Here is a 20,112-nt window from a genome sequence, read left to right on the forward strand (position 1 = left end):
TTTTAATTAATTTTGTTGAAAATTTAAAAATAAAAATGGGAAGAGCATTTGAATATAGAAAAGCTTCTAAAATGGCCAGATGGGATAAAATGGCTAAAACATTCTCTAAAATTGGAAAAGATATTGCTTTAGCTGTAAAAGCAGGAGGAGCAGATCCTGAAGCCAATCCGGCTTTAAGAAGATGCATTCAGAATGCAAAAGGAGCCAACATGCCAAAGGATAATGTTGAAAGAGCAATTAAAAAAGCAAGCGGTGCTGATGCGGAAAACTACGAAGAGATCACGTATGAAGGATACGGACAGGGAGGGGTAGCGTTTTTTGTTGAATGTACAACCAATAATCCTACAAGAACTGTAGCCAACGTAAGAGCCGTTTTTAATAAGTTTGACGGAAATCTTGGAAAGAACGGTGAATTGGCATTTATTTTTGATAGAAAAGGGATATTCACCATAGATCTTGCTCAGATTAAAATGGAATGGGATGATTTTGAAATGGAAATGATTGACGGCGGAGCAGAAGATGTTGAAAAAGATGAAGAAGAAGTAATGATCACCACTGCATTTGAAGATTTCGGTTCCCTGTCTCATAAATTAGACGAACTGGGAATTGAAGCCAAGAGTGCAGAGCTTCAGAGAATTCCTAATAATACAAAGGAGGTTAATGCAGACCAGTTCAAGGCGAATATGAAAATGCTTGAGCGCTTTGAGGATGATGATGATGTACAGAACGTGTATCATAACATGGAAATTACAGAAGAGCTGATGGACTCACTATAAAAAATAATATAGCATTCATATACAGTTAACTTTCAATTAGTTTCTTTGTATAAAACCATGAAACGCCTGTTCTGTTTATTCCATTGGAATAGGAAGGCGTTCCATTCGGCCAAATTTAAAAAGCTGAAATATACGGATGAAAAGAAACGTAGAATTAGTTGTTATATCGGATGTTCATTTGGGAACTTATGGATGTAAGGCTAAAGAGCTGTTGAAGTATCTTAATTCTATCCAGCCTAAAACTTTAGTTTTAAATGGAGATATCATTGATATCTGGCAGTTCAAAAAGTCTTACTTCCCTAAACCTCATTTGAAAGTGATCAGGAAGATTCTTTCACTGGCGACTAAAAACACAGATGTTTACTATATCACAGGAAATCATGATGAAATGTTCCGGAAGTTTACCGATTTTGAATTGGGGAATCTGAAGGTCTGCAATAAGATTTGCCTGAATATAGACAAAAAAAAGACCTGGATCTTTCACGGAGATGTTTTTGATGCGTCCGTTCAGCATTCTAAATGGATTGCCAGACTTGGCGGAAAGGGATATGATCTTTTGATCATGGTTAACAATGCCGTTAACTGGTTTTTGGAGAAAATGGGAAGAGAAAAATATTCATTTTCAAAAAAAATTAAAAATAACGTGAAGAAAGCAGTAAAATACATTGGCGATTTTGAATTAACTGCTTCTGAGCTGGCTATTGATAACCATTACGATTATGTGATATGCGGCCACATTCACCAGCCTCAGATACGGGAAGTAATCACTAAAAAAGGCTCCTGTACCTACTTGAATTCCGGAGACTGGATTGAAAACTTATCCGCACTGGAGTATGATAATAAAGAATGGAAGATTTTTTATTACGATGAAAACAAGCATCTGCTGAGAGAGGATGAAACCGAGGAAATTCCGGATATGGATAGTTCCGAACTTCTGAAAATAGTAACTAACTTTTCCTAGATGAAGATTCTGTATGCATTTCAGGGTACCGGAAACGGACATATGGCCAGAGCACAGGAAATTATTCCTATTCTCAAAAAATATGCTTCGGTGGATACTTTGATCAGCGGGCACCAATCTCAGTTAAAGGCCGATTTTAACATTAACTTCCAGCATAAAGGGATTTCTCTTCTCTATAACAAAACCGGTGGATTATCCTATCGTAAAACCTTTACTGAAAATCACTTTTTAAAAGCGGTAAAAACAATCAGGGAACTCGAACTTGCACAGTACGATCTTATTATTAATGACTACGAACCGCTAACAGGCTGGGCATGTAAAATGAGGAAACTTCCCATGATTGAACTTAGCCATCAGGCTTCAATGAGTTTTCCGGAAACTCCAAAACCTCAAAAAAAAGATTTTTTAGGAGAACTGATTTTGAAGTACTATGTTCCCAGTGAGCAGAAAATAGGTTTTCATTTTGAAAGGTATCACCCACAGATCAAAAAGCCGGTGATCAGGAATAAAATCAGGAATTTAAACCCTGAAAAAAAAGGATATTATCTTGTTTATCTTCCTAGTTTTGCAGACGAAAATATCATCAAAATCTTAAAGCAGATTCCGGTGGAGTGGAAGATATTTTCAAAATACAGTAAAGTACAGGTTAAAGTAAAAAACATTGAAGTCTTTCCTATTGACGAAGTACAGTACCTGAAATATTTTGAAAACTGTGAAGGAATTTTATGCAATGCAGGTTTTGAAACTCCTGCAGAGGCACTTTTCATGGATAAGAAACTGTTTGTTATCCCTATTCATAATCAATATGAGCAGGAATGCAATGCTGCCGCTCTGGATCTTATGGGAATCCCTAATTCTAAAGTCCTGAATTCTCAGGAAATTATGAAGTGGGTTGCTTCGGATCATCACCTAAAAGTAAGCTATCCTGATGATATTGAAGAAATCCTCGTGAATGAAGTGCTCACCTTTTAAAAAATTGGAAAATATTATTCCAATTCTTCTTCTTTGTATTTAAGTAAGAAATGTTATTGTGTGATGTGCCGCTAATTTTTCATAAGGGAAAATTATTCATTTTTACTTCTGGCTACTGTAATCGACTGGATTTCATTAGCTCCTTAAGAATATATCTTCCACATCATCCATTCTCATCATGACCGATCTTGCATAAGAGCAATGAGGGTAGACATTCCATTGGTTTTCCCTTGCCAGTTTTATGGCTTCCTCCACAAGATATTTTCCCATTCCCCTTCCTTCAAATTCAGGATGAACGAGTACAAAAGAAATGATGAATTTATTCTCTTCAGGGAAGATAGTATAGGTAAGTCTTCCTACTTCTTTTATTTCATTATTCAGGGTAAGAACGCCTCCGTTGCCCGATCTGTTGTTTTCAAATGTCATAATCTAAACTTTGTGATTAAAATACAAAAATTACACCGTCTGTGAATTTCTGATAGATAACATGAATAACTCATCTGTGTGTAATTCATCATTCCCTTGAAGAGTAAAATTATTATTCACCTTTTAATTGTCTTTTCCGGTATAATAATTATAATCTTTAATGACCACACTGATAAACTGCCTTTCAGTCATTTTAGTCGGATCAATCTCGAGCTTCAGAATGCTTTTAATCTTATCAGAAAGCTTGCTTATAATCTGCCGGTCATCCACTTTGAGGGCTTTGGTGTAATTATCTTTGATAATCCTCATATCATTATCGGTTAAGGCAATAACCTGGGGAAATGACGGAACATAATCCTCGTGGATATTTTCTAAGATGGTATGAGAAATATTAATATTGTTTTTTAATGAAATAACAGCCGTACCGGAAGCCAGGTCTCCCAAACGCTGGTTGTTCTTGGAAACAATCATAGAGATCACGCCTATTGATCCTACAAATGAAGTGTCAATCAGTCTAAAAACCCAGCGAATCAGATAATCTCCGAAGCTGGCCTGATATCCGTCTATCTTTACCACTTTTATTTTCATAAGCTTTTTACCGGGAGTCTGCCCTTCCATCAGGCTTTCTAAAACAACCGGATAAACATAGACAGGAAAGGTGATCACAATATAAACAGCTATAACAGACCATTGGTCAAGCCCCCTCAAAAGGTATCCCAGGTCCAGAATATTGAAGAAAAGATAAAATACAAGGATAACATACGCTACCTTGATCAGCAGATCAATGATAAATGCAAGCATTCTTTCCCCAACACTGGCAATATTGAAATTAATATTTACATTTTGTGAAGTATTTATCGCAATTTGAGACATAATTTTTATTATTTTAGCCTATACTATTATGAGAGAAGTTTATTTCATTAAACAAAATAAAGAAAAATGGTTGGGAATTGAACAGGTTATTCAAGGGAAAATAAAAAAAAATCCGGATGACCTGTCTTCACTGTATATCAACCTGATCAATGATCTTTCTTTTGCACAGACTTATTATCCCAAAAGCAATACAACCGTTTATCTGAATCACCTGTCTTCTCAGATATTCCAGAAAATTTATAAAACCAAAAGAGTAGAGGAGAACCGGCTGGTTTATTTTTTCAAAACAGAAGTCCCTTTGTTGGTCTACCAATACAGGAGATACCTGATGTATGCTTTTCTGTTTTTTATCCTCTTTACGTCTATAGGAGTACTTTCTGCGGTCTATGACAAAGATTTCGCCAATATTATTCTAGGGAAAAGCTATGTGAATGAGACCATTGAAAATATTAAAAAAGGAAATGCTGTAGGTGTATATCAAAGCGGATCTACGTGGGGAAGTACCATTGGAATTATTTTTAATAACATTGGGGTAGGCGCAAAATTATATATATACGGAATTACAGGCGGAGTAGGAACCCTGTTTGCTCTTCTTTCCAATAGTGTAATGCTGGGATCATTTCAGTATTTTTTCTATGATTACGGGGCATTGAAGGACAGTGCAAGAGGAATATGGCTTCACGGGGTTTTTGAAATTTTTGCTATGGTGGTAGAAGCCATGTGCGGGCTGATTCTGGGTGCGAGCATTCTTTTTCCGAGAACATTTTCAAGATTTAATTCTTTTAAAAGAGGTTTCCAGGATTCATTCAAAATATTTCTCAGCACCGTTCCATTTACCATTTGTGCAGGAATTATAGAGGGGTACGTGACAAGACATGCGTTAAAAATGCCGCTGGTCTTGAATCTGGCCATCATTTTAAGCTCACTGGCTGTTATAGGATTTTACTATTTTGTATATCCTTCAGTGGTGTATAAACAAACTAATAATCAGATCAATGATACAGTTTTATAAAAAAAGAGAATTTGGAAGTTTTATCAGTGACAGCTTTAATTTTTTCAAGCTGTATGGTAAGAATTATTTCAAGAATTATTTTCTGATCAATGGATTGCTGCTGATTTTAACCGTTGTTGTCCTTATTTTTGGATTCAGAGAGATCTTCGGACAGCTTGTTGGCTCCAATCTGAGCGGGGAAACTTACTATTTTGAAAGATATTTTGCAGAAAACTCGGGACTGCTTATTGTTGCAGGGCTGCTGGTGTTTCTTCTTTTTGCCCTACTGGCCATTGTCAACTATCTGTTTCCTGTCTTTTATATGAAGAGAATTGCTCAGGGAGCCCAAAAGATAAAAACAGATGAGATTTTGGGAGATTTTAAAAGAAATGCAGGAAGAATTTTTAAGATGTGCATTGGTATGCTTTTCATTTTACTTCCTGTAATGATGATTGTAATGGGCTTTGCCTATGTACTTCTGCTTATCTTTATAGGGATTTTCCTGATACTGCTTATTTATCCCACCGCATTCAATATATCTGCATTTCTGATGTTTGATTATTTTAATGCAGACAGAGGTTTTTTAGACAGTCTCAGCTATTCCGTAAGAGCACAGTTTTCCTATCCCAACGGAAATGAGAAATCCCCTTACTGGAAATATTGGGGAGGAACATTAATCATGTTTATCATCATGTATGCTGTTATGATGATATTTACCTTTGTACCAGTCTTTTTTCTGTATGGATCATTACTTACAAGCGCTCCGGACGGAAACTTCGAGGAAAACCCTTTTTCAGGCGGATTCATAGGGATTATTGTCTTTGTATTATATGGATTATCAACACTCCTTTCCCTTTTCCTATCGAACCTGATGTATGTAAATGCCGGACTGATGTACTACGACAGCAGAACAGATCTTCATCAGAAAGTTGAACTGGCAGAAATAGATACAATTGGTCTCAATGAATAAGCTGTTTATTTTTCTGTTACTCTTTTTTTCCATAGGTTCCGTTTATGCACAGGATGATGACGGAATGGATGCTGTGGTGGAAGATTATATGGGAGACACCGTTGATACCGGACATTACCGGAATATGCTGCGTGCTGATTCTGTCCTGATTCTGAAACCGGTCTCTGAAAATACAGTCTATCCGAAAAGTTTTAAGGAGAACCTGAAGTCCAGATACAAAGGAAAAGAATTTGATTATTCTGTATCTAAACCACGGGAATCTTTTTTCCAGAAGCTGATGAGGAAAATAAATAAAATCCTTGAAAGCATTTTCGGGGAAACGGTTTTTAGTAAATCAGTTAAGGCTACTGATATTTTTATCCGGCTGTTTGCCATTGTTCTTGTAGGGTTTCTGCTTTATTTTATCATTAAATATCTGATGGGCAAAGAAGGGAATTTCTTCTTTGGTAAGAGAAATAAAAAATTAAATATTGAGGCAGAAGAACTTCATGAAAATATCCATGAGATTAACTTTCCCGAAAGCATTGCACGGTTTGAAAGAGAAAAAGACTACCGCTCGGCAGTTCGTTACCAGTTTTTATTGATCCTTAAAAAGCTGAGTGATAAAAAACTCATTAGCTGGAATCCTGAAAAAACCAATAAAGATTATACAGCTGAGCTAAAAGACTCTCATGTGAAATCCGTGTTTTCTGAACTATCTTACATCTTTGATAATGTCTGGTACGGAGAATTCAATATTGATGAACAGAGTTATCTGAAATTTAAAGATCAATATCAGACATTTAAACCATAACTAAACGAATTAATCATGAATAAAACCTTCAAAATATATGCTGTCATATTCATCGTAGTGATGATTATCCTGGCATTGCTTGAAGTCAATAAAAAAGAAACAACAGACTGGCGGAAAAACTTTGATATCAATGAAAAATCTCCGTTCGGGCTCTTTGTTTTTAATAATGAGGCTGAAGATTTATTTAAAGGAACCCTGAAAAAGATTGATCAGACCCCTTATGACTATTATAACAGCCATAAAGAAAACGAGGCTCATAATATTGTGGTGATTGAACACGAGATTGATAAAGAGTCATGGAACAAAATACTTGACCAGGTTGCAAAAGGTTCCGATGCAATGCTAATTGTTAGCAATATGCCTAAAGAAATTTCAGATACAATCGGCTATTTTGATTCCTATATCTCTTTTGCAGAAGAAAATGTACTGAAATTCACAGACAAAAAATACCAGAATGATTTCATACACTTAGATAAACTTCCTTCAGGAAAAGGCTTCTCATATATTAAGCCAAACATTGAAGTTTTAGGAAAAACAGTAGAAAAAAACAATACAGATCAGGTTAATTTTATAAAAACCAAATTTGGAAAAGGAACAGTATATGTTCACTGTGAACCTTTATTTCTTACCAACTACTACCTTCTTAAACCAGGGAACGCCCGCTATGCACAGGATGTTTTTTCATATCTTCAGGATAAAGAAACCCTTTGGTTTGTAGATGGTAACAGGAAAGTTTCACATTTTTTTATGAGGTTTGTTTTATCCAACCCGGCACTCAAATATGCCTGGTGGATATTTTTGGGAGGTCTGGTATTGTTTATTTTCTTCAATGCAAAAAGAAAGCAGCGCGTAGTTCCCGTAATTGAACCGTTGAAAAATACTTCAGTAGAGTTTGTGAAAAGCATAGGAAATCTCTATCTTCAGGAAGGAGACTTTCATGATATGATGGCCAAAAAATCCCAGTATTTCCTGAACAAAGTAAGAATGGACCTGCTGATAGATACCCAAAACCTGGATACAGAATTTGCCAAAAAACTGCAGTTAAAAACCGGAAAAAGCCTAGAAATGATTGAAGAGGCCATTACCCTTATCCGAAAAGCACAGGATCCTTACGCCAGTGTGATGAAAGAAGACCTTGCAAGGATGAATAAGCTCCTTGATGAAATATTGAAATAATAAAATGTACCAATAATGTATAACGAGGCTCAATATTACTGAATTATAAAAAAAGTTCCCAAGGAACAGTTTAACAAAAGATAGAACGGAGTCCTGTCAAAAAAAATAAATAATATGGAAAATCTTGATAACGAAAACATAGAAACTAAAAGCTCAATTAATCTTAATAAAAGCGAAGACCAGTTTCAGTCCAGAATAGATATGATTGAACTTCGCGCAAGCCTGGATAAGGTAAAATCTGAAATCGGGAAAGTTATTGTAGGACAGGAGAATATGATTGAGCATCTTCTGGCTGCACTTTTATCAAACGGACACGTTCTCATAGAAGGTGTTCCGGGAGTAGCAAAGACTATCACGGCAAAATTATTGGCAAAGACCATAGATGTGGGCTTCAGCAGAATTCAGTTTACTCCGGATCTGATGCCTTCCGATATTTTAGGAACCTCAGTGTTCAGCGTGAAAAATTCTGAATTTGAATTTAAAAAAGGACCGGTTTTCTCTAATTTTATATTAATTGATGAGATTAACCGTTCTCCGGCGAAAACCCAGGCCGCACTATTTGAGGTTATGGAGGAAAGACAGATCACAATGGATGGCGTCCGTTACATCATGGATGAGCCTTTCCTTGTTGTTGCCACTCAAAACCCGATTGAGCATGAAGGAACCTACAGGCTTCCTGAAGCCCAGCTGGACCGTTTTCTCTTCAAAATTAATGTTGGCTACCCTAATCTGGAACAGGAAATCGCGATTATTAAAAACCAGCACGAAAGCAAAAAAGAAGACAAAACAGAAGGGGTTAACCGTGTCATCAATGCAGAACAGCTGAAAAATTACCAGCATCTCGTAAAAGAGATTATTGTAGAAGCCCAGCTGATGGAATATATTGCTAAAATTATCATCAATACCAGGGAAAACCAGTTCCTGTATCTTGGAGCTTCACCCAGGGCTTCTCTTGCACTGCTTACCGCATCAAAAGCCTTTGCTGCATTAAGGGGAAGAGATTTTGTAACACCGGAAGATATTAAAGAGGCCAGTTATGCCGTACTGAGACACAGAGTAATCGTTTCTCCCGAAAGAGAAATGGAAGGTCTCACCGCAGATGAAATTATCCGCCAGATTTTAGAAGGAATAGAAATTCCCAGATAGGTTTAAAATCTTATCTGAAAAGAAGAAAATTATATAAAGTTGGACCTGGGGATTATAGAAATATGTAAAACGTTAGACGGGCTAATCAATTTTCTGAAGCAAGAGAGAATGTCTGCCTAAAATCTATAACCAGCAATCAACAAGCTGCAACTTAATGAAGAACTTATACATCAATACACGGTTTTTCTTCGCGCTCATCGGAGTGGGGGTCCTGTATGTCCTGGCATTTTTCTTTCCGTTTATGATGATCATTGCCCATATTGCACTGGTGGCTTGCTTCCTTGCTGTCATGGTAGATTATCTGCTGTTATTTAATCAGAAAAACGGTTTGCAGGCGCAAAGAATACTTCCGGAAAAACTATCAAACGGGGATGAAAACTTCGTTAAAATCGATATTAAAAATAATTATGGGTTTAAGATTACAACCAAAATTATTGACGAAATTCCTTTTCAGTTTCAGAAAAGAGACTTTTTAATTCGGAAAACAATCGAGCCGGGAAGAAACACTTTTTTCCAATACAGTCTTGAGCCTAAAGAAAGAGGCGAGTATCATTTTGGCAGCCTGAATATATATGCATCTTCACCTTTAGGATTGGCCGCTAAAAGATTTAATTTCCAGAAAGATGCTATGCTGCCTTCCTATCCTTCTTTTGTACACCTTAGAAAATATGAACTCATGGCCTTGCAGAGTGAATTTATGCTGGGTGGAATAAAAAAAATCCGGAAGCTTGGACATACCATGGAATTTGAGCAGATCAAAGAATATGTTCCCGGTGATGATATCAGAACCATCAACTGGAAAGCCACTTCCAAAATAAACAGGTTAATGGTGAACCAGTTTCAGGATGAAAAATCACAGCGTATCTTTATATTAATAGATAAAGGGCGAACCATGAAAATGCCTTTCAACGGATTAAGTCTGCTTGATTATTCTATCAATGCGGCTATGGCTTTATCACACATCATTCTGAAGAAAGGAGACCGTGCCGGAATGATGACCTTTTCAAAGAAAACGGAAAATAAAGTGGCTGCAGAAAATAAATCGGGGCAGCTAAGGAAAATCTCAGAAGCGCTTTATAATATCAAAACAGACTTTTTTGAAAGTGATTTCAACCGTCTCTATCAGGATGTAAAATATTCCCTGAATCAAAGAAGCCTTGTACTGCTCTTTACCAATTTTGAAACGCTGGACGGACTGAACCGCCAGCTGAAGTATCTTCGCGGAATTGCCAAAAATCACCTTCTGGTTGTAGTCTTCTTCAAAAACTCAGAATTGCAGACCCTTATCCATAAAAACCCTGAAAGCATGCAGGAAATCTACGATGAGGTAATTGCCGAAAAATTTGAATTTGAAAAAAAATTAATCATTCAGGAATTGCGGAAATACGGAATCTATACGGTGTATACCCTTCCTGAAAATTTAAATATTGACGTTATCAATAAATATCTGGAGATAAAAGCGAGGGGAATTTTATAACTTTGCAATAAGCAATAAGCAATAAGCAATAAGCAATAAGCAATAAGCAATAAGCAATAAGCAATAATGAAAATAACACTCAACAGAATAAACGACGATTTTTTATTTGAATGCACCAATTCCCAGGGAAATTCTATCCTTCTGGACAATACTTCACAACCCGGAGCAAAAGGCGTTTCCCCCATGGAAAGCGTGCTGATGGCTGTGGCCGGATGCAGTGGTATTGATGTGGTATCTATCCTGAAAAAACAGCGTCAGGAAATTACAGGATTTCAGGCAGAAGTAGAAGGGGAAAGAGTTCCTGTAGAAGATGCAAAACCATTTAAAGCAATCAAAGTAAAATTTCTTTTAGAAGGAAATATAGATCCTAAAAAAGCCCTAAAAGCAGCACAATTATCTTTCGAGAAATACTGTTCCGTATCCAAAACTCTGGAACCTAATGTAGAAATCGGGTATGAAGTTCTTGTGAACGGAGAAAAAATATAATCTGATATTCTAGAACAGAAAAGCCGGATATATTGTCCGGCTTTTTTTGTTACTGATTACCATCACCAATTACCCATTAAAAAGTGAGCCTTGGCTTAAGCAGCTTAGCTACCGTTGCAGTCCAACCTGTTTGATGGGAAGCACCCACGCCCCGGCCGTTATCTCCGTGGAAATATTCAAAGAATGTAATATAATCTTTAAAATGTTCGTCATAATTAAATTTGGCATTTCCGCCATTAAAAGCACGCTGTCCGTTTTCGTCCTTTAAAAATATAGAACAGAGCCTGTGGCTGATATTTTGCGCCACTTCATCCAGATTTCTTTTATCACCGCTCCCTGTTGGGAATTCTACCTTTAAGCTATTGCCATAGTAAAAATGAAAACGCTGAAGACTTTCCACAATCAGAAAATTGATCGGAAACCAGATTGGACCTCTCCAGTTACTGTTGCCTCCGAACATTCTGCTGTCACTTTCTGCCGGAGTATAATACACAACATTTTCAGAGCCATGAACGGAAAATACAAACGGATTTTCCTCATAGACTTTAGACATCGCCCGGATGCCGTAAGCACTCAGAAACTCTTTCTCATCAAGCATTCTGGTTAAAACTTTCGTCAGTCTGTTCTTACGCAGGATACTCATCAGGTGTTTTCTGCCATGTCCTTCCTCGTCCCAGTGTGAAACCAGCTTTGTGAGTTCAGGCTTATTCTTTAAGATCCATTCCATTCGGCTCCTGAAATTAGGCATTTTTTCCAGCAACCGGTGATCAACAATCTCTACAGCAAATAAAGGGATCAGTCCCACAATACTTCTTAATCGCAATGAAACACTTTCCCCGTTACCAAGCTGAAGCACATCATAGAAAAAGCCGTCTTCCTCATTCCACAGACCTTCCTTGCCATCACCAAGGTTTTCCATGGCTTCCGCAATATACAGATAATGTTCAAAAAACTTGATTGCCATATCTTCATAAACCTGATAATACTGAGCAAGTTCCATAGCAATCCGCATCATATTCAGTGCATACATTGCCATCCAGCTTGTTCCGTCAGCCTGTTCGAGATGCTGGCCGTCTTTAAGCTCCATATTTCTGTCGAATGCTCCGATATTATCCAGTCCTAAGAATCCGCCTCCAAAGATATTATTCCCGCTTTTATCCTTCCGGTTTACCCACCAGGTAAAATTCAGAAGCAGCTTCTGGAATACCTTTTCAAGGAATAAAAGATCGGGCTTACCGTTTTGTTTTTCATCAATTTTAAAGACCCTGAAACAGGACCATGCATGTACAGGCGGATTTACATCACTCATATTCCATTCATAAGCCGGAAGCTGCCCGTTCGGATGCATATACCATTCCTTCGTGAGCAGGAGAAGCTGCCCCTTTGCAAATTCAGCATCAATAATAGAAAACGGAACACAGTGAAAAGCCAGATCCCAGGTTGCATACCAGGGATACTCCCATTTATCAGGCATTGAAATAATATCCTTATTGTGAAGATGGTTCCATTCTGTATTTCTTACATACTCATTGAAGTTTCTCGGAGCATCAAAATTGGGATCGCCCTTCAGCCATTTTCCGATATTATAATGATAAAACTGTTTATTCCATAAAAGCCCGGCAAAAGCCTGTCGCTGAACATTCCTTTCATCCTCATTGGTTGTGTCACTCTGAATTTCATTATAAAACTCATTCGTTTCGCTGATTCTGGTATTGAAAATCTCATCAAACTGCTCAAAAGGCTCATCCGTTTCCTCAGGACATAATCTGAAATCAAAAGTTTTGGATTGTCCCGCTCCGATGATCTCGTCAATCAAAAAAGAAGCTTTGGTCCCTATCTTTTCCGGGTTTACCGTAGCGCTCCCGTAAATGACAAAATCATTGATGCCATCCTTAAAATAGGTGTTTTCAGCATGAGGAGCACCATAAAGCTTGGAGTTGTTGGTTTCATTATCACAGAAAACACTCTCTACATTCGGAGTTCTTGAATAAAGCTTTTTGATGGAAATGCTATCATGGGCAATATCAATACTTCCATCCTGAGAAGCATGCATCTGTGCTTTATAAGTATTATAGCCCCATTTCCAGTTATTTCTGAACCAGGCCGTAGGCATCACAACAATCGGGGCATCATGGCGGCTTCTGTTACAAACCGTTACTCTGGCAAGAATGTTATTATGATCAGCTTTACAGTATTCAATGAAAATATCAAAATATTCATCATTATTAAAGATTCCGGTATCAAAGATTTCATATTCCGGCTCTTTCTTGCTGCGTCTTCCGTTTTCAGCGACAAGCTCATCATAGGGAAACGCATTGATCGGATACTTATATACCATCTTCATATAGCTGTGAGTAGGGGTGTTGTCCAGATAATAGAAAATTTCTTTAATATCCTCACCGTGATTCCCTTGAGGATTGCTCAGCCCGAAAAAACGTTCCTTAACAATCTTATCTTTCTTATTCCAGAATGAAAAAGCAAAACAGAAAAGCTGCTTTACATCAGAAATTCCCGCAATACCTTCTTCTCCCCATCGGTAAGCGTAGCTTTCCGCATTGTTATGGTTGGTGAAATTCCAGGCATTTCCGTTTGAACTGTAGTCTTCACGTACATTTCCCCATTGCCGGTTGCTTACGTAGGGACCCCAGTTTTTCCATTGTATATTTTGTAATCTTTCCTTTTCAACAGTCATATCTCATCATTTTTATCAATACGAAGGTAGTTTTTTTGAAAAATAATTCCAATTTTTTTCATCTGAACAATCCTTAACATGCCCTTGGAACTCTTCTGTTTATAGGCTTTTTTAATGTTAAATAAATTTTTTTCAAATATTTAAAAGAAAATAACTACCTTTGCACCATTCGTTCATTCAAATATTGAAAATGTTATCAAGAAAGGTTGAGGGATTAGACCCTATGAAACCTTAGCAACCCTTTGTGCAAGCAAAGAAGGTGCTACGTTCTACCAGAATTATTTTGGACAGATAACTTACTGAAGTTCTTTTCAGCCATTTCTTGTGGCATTTTCAATTGTATTAAAATAATAGAATTGAAAACAGAACTAAACTATATTAATCTTTCGTATCACACCTATTCCCAAAAGGAATACCATATCCCGTTGACCTATCAGATCTTCGGGAAAGACCTGTTTACAGCCCCGATTGTTCTTATCAATCATGCCCTGACCGGTAACTCAAATGTGTCTGGTGAAAAAGGATGGTGGAAACAGCTGGTTGGGGAGAATCAGATCATTGATACCAATAAATACACTGTTCTGTGCTTCAATATTCCCGGAAACGGATATGATGATTTTTTAATTGAAAACTACGAAGACTTCACACCTTCAGATATCGCTAATATATTCCTGAAAGGGCTGGAATCTCTACATATCAAAAATCTTTATGCCATTATCGGAGGTTCCCTTGGAGGAGGAATTGCCTGGGAAATGCTTGCTAAGCAGCCTGAGCTGGCAGAAATATTCATTCCTGTAGCCTGCGATTACAGAACACATGACTGGCTGCATGCGCAATGTCTGGTTCAGAAATTCTTATTGAACAGTCAGGATGATCCATTACAAAAAGCAAGGATTCATGCCATGTTGTGCTATAGAACTCCACAATCGTTAAACAATAGATTTCAAAACCAGTATAATCAGGAAAAACAATGCCTGGAATCAGAAGATTGGCTGTTATATCATGGTAATGCTCTAAACGAAAGGTTTAGTTTAAAAGCATACAGGATGATGAATCATTTACTGATGAATATTAATGCTGATGAAACAGCACTGGAAAAAATACAGGCACGAATGCACATGATCTCCGTAGATACAGACTTATTCTTTCCGGCTTCTGAAATCCGGATGTGTTTTGAAAAAATCAGAGAAAAAAAAGAGAATATTTCTTATCACGAGATCCAATCTATACACGGGCATGATGCCTTCCTAATGGAATATCAACAATTAAACAATATCATAAAAAACATTTTATAGAGAAATGAAAAATGCTAACGAAATAAAATTTTTAAAGAACAGATCAATTATCAAATTTGAAGGAGAAGATTTTCTGGGGGAAATAGGAATTGACGGACGAATTTTTAAAGCGCTTACTTTAGCGCGTATAAGTGTAGGAGTAATCTCTCAGCAGGCTATAGAAAACGGAATCTCTATTTTGGTTCACGAAAATGATGCAGAAAAAGCCGTAGCCTGCCTTATTGATGAATTTGAAGCAGAAAGAAAATCAGGAAAAGTATCACAGATCTACAGCATCAACAATGTTTCTGTTATTGGCTTTGTAGCAGAAGATTTCAATAAGGTCTTTGCAGAGCTGGCAAGAAATAATGTCTTCCCGCTGCTGTTAAATCAGGTTGCAGGCGAGAATAGGGTAAACATTGTGGTAACTTCTTCACAGGACGAAAAAACCAAAAACATCATAGAGTCTGAAATCTTCAAGAAACCAAAGACCGTTCATCTGGCAATTATTGGTCATGGTAACGTTGGGAAAACCCTTATAGAACAGGTTCTGGAATCCGCAGAAGAGATTAAGAGACGTAAAAAAATAGACCTTAAAGTAGTAGCAGTAGCCAATTCAAAGAAAATAGCCTTCAATAAAAAAGGTTTTGATACAAATTGGACAGATGAGGTTCTGACAGCAGAACATCCATCAAACGTTCAGGAACTGATCAATTTCTCCAATGACAATCAGCTGGAAAATCTGATTGTTGTAGATAATACAGCAAGTAAAGATTTTGTTAAAAACTATCATGCCTTGGCTGAAAATGGCTTCGATTTGGTTTCCTCCAATAAAATATTCAACACTCTTCCCATTGAAGAATATCGGAAACTAAGATATACGTTAAGTAAAAACAACAGACGCTATCTGTATGAAACCAATGTAGGGGCTGGTCTTCCGCTAATTGATACCATTAAACTTCTTCATCTCTCAGGAGAGAATATCACTAGAATAAAAGGAGTTTTCTCCGGAACATTAAGCTACGTTTTCAATAATTTTTCTTTGAGAGACGATAAGTTCTCCACAATTATTAAAGAAGCCTTGGAAAAAGGATATACAGAACCGGATCCAAGAGAAGATCTGTCCGGAAATGATGTGGCAAGAAAACTATTGATACTCTCAAGAGAACTGGATTTAATTAACGAATTTGAGGATATCAATATTCAAAATCTGGTTCCTGAAAACTTACTTTCCGTTTCAAAAACAGAATTCCTTTCGAGACTGGAAGAGCTGGATGAAGAATATCAGAAGATTAAAGAAAATCAGGAACCCGGCCACGTATTGAGGTATGTTGGAGACTTACATGGAGATTTACAGAAAGACAAAGGTGAACTGGATGTAAAATTAATTTCTGTTCCTGCAACTTCAGCTTTGGGACAGTTAAAAGGCTCAGATTCCATCTTTGAGATCTATACAGAAAGCTACGGTGAAAACCCTATCGTTATTATGGGAGCCGGAGCCGGAGCTCAGGTAACCGCAAGAGGTGTCTTCGGAGATATTTTAAGAGTAAGCGAAACCAAATAAGTGGATACAATAATCTGGCAATATAACAGATAACCAACGATGAGTATTGTCATGATAAATTAATTGAAGCAGAGTCCGAAAGAACGTTTAAACAAGGATAGAACAAAGCCTTGTCAAATAAATTATCAAAATTAAAACTATATGGAAAATTTCGAAACATCAGCAATAAGAACCCAGACTGAAAGGTCGCAGTTTGATGAGCATTCCACACCGTTATATCTTACATCCAGCTTTATTTTCCAGGATGCAGAAGACATGAGAGCGAGTTTTGCGGAAGAAAAACCTAAAAACCTGTACAGCCGTTTTTCAAACCCTAACGTAAGCGAATTCACAGAAAAGATCGCTAAAATGGAAGGAGCAGAAGCCGGATATGCATTTGCTACAGGAATGGCAGCAATTTATTCTACATTTGCTGCTTTGCTGAACGCTGGAGATCATATTGTAAGCTGCCAGTCTGTTTTCGGATCTACCCACACCCTCTTTACAAAGTATTTTCCGAAATGGAATATTGAAACCACCTATTTTAAAGCAGAAGATGCAGAAAATGTAGAACAGTATATTCAGCCTAATACAAAGATCTTATATCTGGAAACCCCTACCAATCCGGCTATTGAAATTCTGGATCTTGAATTCTTCGGACAGATCGCAAAAAAACATAACCTGATTTTTATTGTAGATAATTGTTTTGCAACACCTTACCTGCAACAGCCTGTAAAATATGGTGCAGATATTGTTGTACATTCTGCAACGAAACTCATTGACGGACAGGGGAGAGTATTAGGAGGAGTAGCAGTTGGAAAAGAAGATCTCATCAGGGAAATCTATCTTTTTGCAAGAAATACAGGACCGGCAATGTCCCCTTTCAATGCATGGGTACTGTCAAAAAGTTTAGAAACCCTGGCTATCCGTGTAGAAAAACATTGTGAAAATGCCTTGAAAGTAGCCGGATTTTTAGAAAACCACCCTAATGTAGAACTGGTAAAATATCCGTTCCTGCCATCCCATCCAAGCTATGAAGTGGCAAAAAAACAAATGAAGCTGGGCGGAAACATTGTAGCCTTTGAAATCAAAGGAGGAATTGAGGGGGGAAGAAACTTCCTGGATAAGATAAAAATGTGTTCACTTTCTGCCAATCTTGGTGATACAAGAACGATCGTAACACATCCTGCATCAACCACGCACTCCAAGCTGACAGATGAAGAGCGAAATGAAGTAGGAATCACTGCAGGGTTGGTACGCTGCTCAGTAGGCCTGGAATATGTGGACGACATTATCGCAGATTTAAAGCAGGCATTAGACTAATTTGATTTAATAAAGCATAGAACGCAGTCCTATCAGAGAAATATGAAAAATTCAGAACAATTATATAAAGCCCTATCCGAAAGAATATTAATTCTCGACGGTGCCATGGGAACCATGCTCCAGCGATATAAGTTCGAAGAACAAGACTATCGTGGAGAACGTTTCAAAGACTGGAAACACCCTGTAAAAGGAAACAATGATTTGCTTTCCCTTACGCAGCCACAGGCTATTGAAGAGGTACACAGGAAATACCTGGAAGCTGGAGCAGACATTATCGAAACCAATACATTCTCCGGAACAACGATTGCAATGGCAGATTACCATATGGAAGAGCTGGTATATGACCTTAATTATGAATCAGCAAAAATTGCCAGAAAAGTATGCGATGAATTTACAGCTAAGAATCCCGATAAGCCAAGATTTGTTGCAGGATCAATAGGACCTACGAACAGAACGGCAAGCTTAAGCCCGGATGTTAATGATCCCGGATACAGGGCCATTACTTTTGAAGAACTGAGAATAGCCTATAAACAGCAGTGTGAAGCCTTGCTGGATGGAGGGTCAGATATTCTGCTGGTAGAGACCATTTTTGATACCCTGAATGCAAAAGCAGCGCTATTTGCAATCGACGAAATTCAGGACGAAAGAAAAATCAGAATTCCGATCATGGTTTCAGGAACAATTACAGATGCTTCAGGAAGAACACTAAGCGGTCAGACTGCTGAAGCCTTCCTGATCTCAGTATCGCACCTGAACCTGCTGAGTGTAGGATTCAATTGTGCGTTGGGAGCAGATCAGCTGACGCCTTATCTGGAAACGCTGGCCCATAATTCAGAATTCTATGTTTCTGCTTATCCGAATGCAGGACTTCCGAATGCCTTTGGTAAATATGATGAAACACCGGAAGATATGGCCAGACAGATCAAAGAATACGCAGAAAAAGGGCTGATCAATATTATCGGAGGATGCTGTGGAACAACGCCCGATCATATCAAAGCAATTGCAGATTTAGTAGCAGAATATCCGCCAAGGAAATTGAAGGAATTTGTTTGATTTAATAGATTTTTTTAATTAAAACAAAGAATGAGAGCTAGGTTATAAATATTATCTTTAAATAAACCACAAAATTTAATATAATGGAAAAGCCGAGTTACTTAAAAGATTCAGACGATGCCAAATTGTTTAATGAACTGAGAAAGAAAGTGAACCAAAGGGTAGAAGCCATTCCTGAAAATCGGGATATTTATATTCAGATCAAAGCAGTCATCCTGCCTTTGGTCTACTTTGGGTTGTATTTTTTTGCGGTGTTTCATGCAGATAAACCATGGGTTTATATTTCCGGCTTTATTTTAATGGGAATTTCCCTTGTTCTGATCTATCTGAATTTAATTCATGAAGCTGCCCATAATAATATTTATAAAAGTAAAAAGCTGAATGCGCTGGTGATGCATCTGTTTGACTTTGTAGGCGCCAATTCCTATATCTGGAAAAAAAGGCATATCGCAAGCCATCATGCCTACCCCAATGTAGACGGATGGGATACAGACATTGAACAGAGCGGACTATTACTGATTGTTCCGTGGATTAAAGCAAAAGGAATTCAGAAATACCAACACAGATTTTTTTTCCTTGTATACCCGCTCTATCTGTTTAATTGGATGTTTATAAGGGATTTCAGGGACTTTTTTGATAAAGAAAGAGTAATTCTGAAAACGCAGGGGGCCATTCCGGTAATGGAAAAAGTAAAAATGGTGAGTTACAAACTGTTTTACTTCTTTTATCAGATTGTGGTTCCGGTTGTGTTCTTTAAAGTATCAATCGGTTTGGCTTTGGGAGCATGGTTCCTGCAGGTGATCGCAGCAAGTATTTTTGCACTGTTTGTGCTTTTGCCTCTGCATCCGCTTCCGGATAATGCCTTTCCCAAACTCGATCAGAAAAACGGACTCCCGTTCAGCTGGCTTCGTCATCAGCTGGAAGTAACCAATGATCTGCAGGAAAATAACTGGCTGGTAAGAAATGTACTGGGAAACTTTAACTTCCATGTTGCCCATCACCTCTTTCCGAACTATAGCTATATGTACTATAACGAGATTACAGAAGAAATAGAGGTATTCGCAAAAGAACATGGCCTGACCTATAAAAGGTTCCCGATTTTTAAAGCTTTAGGCAAACATGTAGATCTGCTGAAACAGAATGCTAACAATGCCTACTATATTTTAGAAGAATAAAAATT

At 37.6% G+C, this 20,112-nt stretch carries 18 protein-coding genes and 1 riboswitch; of the genes, 15 read left to right on the forward strand and 3 right to left on the reverse strand.

The window, feature by feature from the left end:
* The first annotated feature begins 35 nt into the window (after nt 1-35).
* The 3 genes from AOB46_RS15310 to AOB46_RS15320 all read left to right on the forward strand — a co-directional run bounded on the left by AOB46_RS15310 (nt 36) and on the right by AOB46_RS15320 (nt 2,709).
* Complete coding sequence (locus tag AOB46_RS15310) at nt 36-776, forward strand: YebC/PmpR family DNA-binding transcriptional regulator (protein ID WP_062700908.1); 741 nt, start codon at nt 36-38, stop codon at nt 774-776.
* Nucleotides 777-912: 136 nt separating this feature from the next.
* A complete protein-coding gene (locus tag AOB46_RS15315; RefSeq protein WP_062700910.1) occupies nt 913-1,737 on the forward strand; it encodes a UDP-2,3-diacylglucosamine diphosphatase in 825 nt (274 codons plus the stop codon).
* Nucleotides 1,738-2,709, forward strand: a complete 972-nt coding sequence (locus AOB46_RS15320) for a glycosyltransferase family protein (protein ID WP_062700912.1) — start codon at nt 1,738-1,740, stop codon at nt 2,707-2,709.
* A 135-nt stretch (nt 2,710-2,844) separates the two neighbouring features.
* Here the strand turns inward: AOB46_RS15320 and AOB46_RS15325 are convergent, their stop codons facing one another.
* Both AOB46_RS15325 and AOB46_RS15330 read right to left on the reverse strand, forming a co-directional pair.
* Nucleotides 2,845-3,135, reverse strand: a complete 291-nt coding sequence (locus AOB46_RS15325) for a GNAT family N-acetyltransferase (RefSeq protein WP_062700914.1) — start codon at nt 3,133-3,135, stop codon at nt 2,845-2,847.
* Nucleotides 3,136-3,258: 123 nt separating this feature from the next.
* Complete coding sequence (locus AOB46_RS15330; RefSeq protein WP_062700916.1) at nt 3,259-4,008, reverse strand: RDD family protein; 750 nt, start codon at nt 4,006-4,008, stop codon at nt 3,259-3,261.
* 28 nt (nt 4,009-4,036) lie between these two features.
* Between AOB46_RS15330 and AOB46_RS15335 the strand changes: the two genes are divergently transcribed.
* From AOB46_RS15335 to AOB46_RS15365, 7 genes are all read left to right on the forward strand, one after another.
* Nucleotides 4,037-5,020 carry a stage II sporulation protein M gene (locus AOB46_RS15335; protein ID WP_062700918.1) on the forward strand — a complete coding sequence of 328 codons (984 nt, stop codon included), beginning with the start codon at nt 4,037-4,039 and terminating at the stop codon, nt 5,018-5,020.
* The gene (locus AOB46_RS15340) at nt 5,004-5,969 is read left to right on the forward strand and encodes a DUF4013 domain-containing protein (protein WP_062700920.1); all 966 of its coding nucleotides are present in this window, start codon (nt 5,004-5,006) and stop codon (nt 5,967-5,969) included. The genes AOB46_RS15335 and AOB46_RS15340 overlap by 17 nt, the downstream gene beginning before the upstream one ends.
* Complete coding sequence (locus tag AOB46_RS15345) at nt 5,962-6,762, forward strand: hypothetical protein (RefSeq protein ID WP_062700923.1); 801 nt, start codon at nt 5,962-5,964, stop codon at nt 6,760-6,762. Before AOB46_RS15340 ends, AOB46_RS15345 begins: the two co-directional genes overlap by 8 nt.
* Nucleotides 6,763-6,777: 15 nt before the next feature.
* A complete protein-coding gene (locus AOB46_RS15350; protein ID WP_062700925.1) occupies nt 6,778-7,938 on the forward strand; it encodes a DUF4350 domain-containing protein in 1,161 nt (386 codons plus the stop codon).
* A 114-nt stretch (nt 7,939-8,052) separates the two neighbouring features.
* A complete protein-coding gene (locus AOB46_RS15355; protein WP_062700927.1) occupies nt 8,053-9,084 on the forward strand; it encodes an AAA family ATPase in 1,032 nt (343 codons plus the stop codon).
* A 154-nt stretch (nt 9,085-9,238) separates the two neighbouring features.
* Entirely contained in the window at nt 9,239-10,561 is a 1,323-nt protein-coding gene (locus AOB46_RS15360; RefSeq protein WP_062700928.1) for a DUF58 domain-containing protein, read from the forward strand.
* A gap of 66 nt (nt 10,562-10,627) precedes the next feature.
* Nucleotides 10,628-11,047: an OsmC family protein gene (locus AOB46_RS15365; protein WP_062700930.1), complete on the forward strand. Its 420-nt coding sequence runs from the start codon at nt 10,628-10,630 to the stop codon at nt 11,045-11,047.
* Nucleotides 11,048-11,123: 76 nt separating this feature from the next.
* Here AOB46_RS15365 and AOB46_RS15370 read toward each other — a convergent pair whose 3' ends face one another.
* A complete protein-coding gene (locus AOB46_RS15370; RefSeq protein WP_062700932.1) occupies nt 11,124-13,739 on the reverse strand; it encodes an MGH1-like glycoside hydrolase domain-containing protein in 2,616 nt (871 codons plus the stop codon).
* Nucleotides 13,740-13,929: 190 nt separating this feature from the next.
* A riboswitch (SAM riboswitch) is annotated at nt 13,930-14,037 on the forward strand.
* Nucleotides 14,038-14,095: 58 nt separating this feature from the next.
* Between AOB46_RS15370 and AOB46_RS15375 the strand changes: the two genes are divergently transcribed.
* The 5 genes from AOB46_RS15375 (at nt 14,096) to AOB46_RS15395 (ending at nt 20,107) form a co-directional block, all read left to right on the forward strand.
* Nucleotides 14,096-15,034 (forward strand): alpha/beta fold hydrolase, encoded by a 939-nt coding sequence (locus AOB46_RS15375; protein ID WP_062700934.1) that lies wholly within the window; start codon nt 14,096-14,098, stop codon nt 15,032-15,034.
* A gap of 4 nt (nt 15,035-15,038) precedes the next feature.
* The gene (locus tag AOB46_RS15380) at nt 15,039-16,577 is read left to right on the forward strand and encodes an ACT domain-containing protein (RefSeq protein ID WP_062700937.1); all 1,539 of its coding nucleotides are present in this window, start codon (nt 15,039-15,041) and stop codon (nt 16,575-16,577) included.
* A 141-nt stretch (nt 16,578-16,718) separates the two neighbouring features.
* Complete coding sequence (locus AOB46_RS15385; protein ID WP_062700939.1) at nt 16,719-17,879, forward strand: O-succinylhomoserine sulfhydrylase; 1,161 nt, start codon at nt 16,719-16,721, stop codon at nt 17,877-17,879.
* Between the two features lie 42 nt (nt 17,880-17,921).
* Nucleotides 17,922-18,932: a homocysteine S-methyltransferase family protein gene (locus AOB46_RS15390; RefSeq protein WP_062700941.1), complete on the forward strand. Its 1,011-nt coding sequence runs from the start codon at nt 17,922-17,924 to the stop codon at nt 18,930-18,932.
* A gap of 83 nt (nt 18,933-19,015) precedes the next feature.
* The gene (locus AOB46_RS15395; protein WP_062700942.1) at nt 19,016-20,107 is read left to right on the forward strand and encodes a fatty acid desaturase family protein; all 1,092 of its coding nucleotides are present in this window, start codon (nt 19,016-19,018) and stop codon (nt 20,105-20,107) included.
* The last annotated feature ends 5 nt before the right edge of the window (nt 20,108-20,112 follow it).

It is taken from the genome of Chryseobacterium indologenes, from assembly GCF_001295265.1.
Lineage (GTDB): Bacteria > Bacteroidota > Bacteroidia > Flavobacteriales > Weeksellaceae > Chryseobacterium > Chryseobacterium indologenes_A.

Excerpts from the sequence above, each read along its gene's own strand:
- AOB46_RS15335 (WP_062700918.1), top strand. The coding sequence starts at position 4,037 with ATGAGAGAAGTTTATTTCATTAAACAAAATAAAGAAAAATGGTTGGGA.
- AOB46_RS15315 (WP_062700910.1), top strand. The coding sequence starts at position 913 with ATGAAAAGAAACGTAGAATTAGTTGTTATATCGGATGTTCATTTGGGA.
- AOB46_RS15385 (WP_062700939.1), top strand. The coding sequence starts at position 16,719 with ATGGAAAATTTCGAAACATCAGCAATAAGAACCCAGACTGAAAGGTCG.
- AOB46_RS15340 (WP_062700920.1), top strand. The coding sequence starts at position 5,004 with ATGATACAGTTTTATAAAAAAAGAGAATTTGGAAGTTTTATCAGTGAC.
- AOB46_RS15330 (WP_062700916.1), bottom strand. The coding sequence starts at position 4,008 with ATGTCTCAAATTGCGATAAATACTTCACAAAATGTAAATATTAATTTC.
- AOB46_RS15350 (WP_062700925.1), top strand. The coding sequence starts at position 6,778 with ATGAATAAAACCTTCAAAATATATGCTGTCATATTCATCGTAGTGATG.
- AOB46_RS15395 (WP_062700942.1), top strand. The coding sequence starts at position 19,016 with ATGGAAAAGCCGAGTTACTTAAAAGATTCAGACGATGCCAAATTGTTT.
- AOB46_RS15360 (WP_062700928.1), top strand. The coding sequence starts at position 9,239 with ATGAAGAACTTATACATCAATACACGGTTTTTCTTCGCGCTCATCGGA.
- AOB46_RS15370 (WP_062700932.1), bottom strand. The coding sequence starts at position 13,739 with ATGACTGTTGAAAAGGAAAGATTACAAAATATACAATGGAAAAACTGG.
- AOB46_RS15325 (WP_062700914.1), bottom strand. The coding sequence starts at position 3,135 with ATGACATTTGAAAACAACAGATCGGGCAACGGAGGCGTTCTTACCCTG.
- AOB46_RS15380 (WP_062700937.1), top strand. The coding sequence starts at position 15,039 with ATGAAAAATGCTAACGAAATAAAATTTTTAAAGAACAGATCAATTATC.
- AOB46_RS15320 (WP_062700912.1), top strand. The coding sequence starts at position 1,738 with ATGAAGATTCTGTATGCATTTCAGGGTACCGGAAACGGACATATGGCC.
- AOB46_RS15345 (WP_062700923.1), top strand. The coding sequence starts at position 5,962 with ATGAATAAGCTGTTTATTTTTCTGTTACTCTTTTTTTCCATAGGTTCC.
- AOB46_RS15365 (WP_062700930.1), top strand. The coding sequence starts at position 10,628 with ATGAAAATAACACTCAACAGAATAAACGACGATTTTTTATTTGAATGC.
- AOB46_RS15355 (WP_062700927.1), top strand. The coding sequence starts at position 8,053 with ATGGAAAATCTTGATAACGAAAACATAGAAACTAAAAGCTCAATTAAT.
- AOB46_RS15310 (WP_062700908.1), top strand. The coding sequence starts at position 36 with ATGGGAAGAGCATTTGAATATAGAAAAGCTTCTAAAATGGCCAGATGG.
- AOB46_RS15390 (WP_062700941.1), top strand. The coding sequence starts at position 17,922 with ATGAAAAATTCAGAACAATTATATAAAGCCCTATCCGAAAGAATATTA.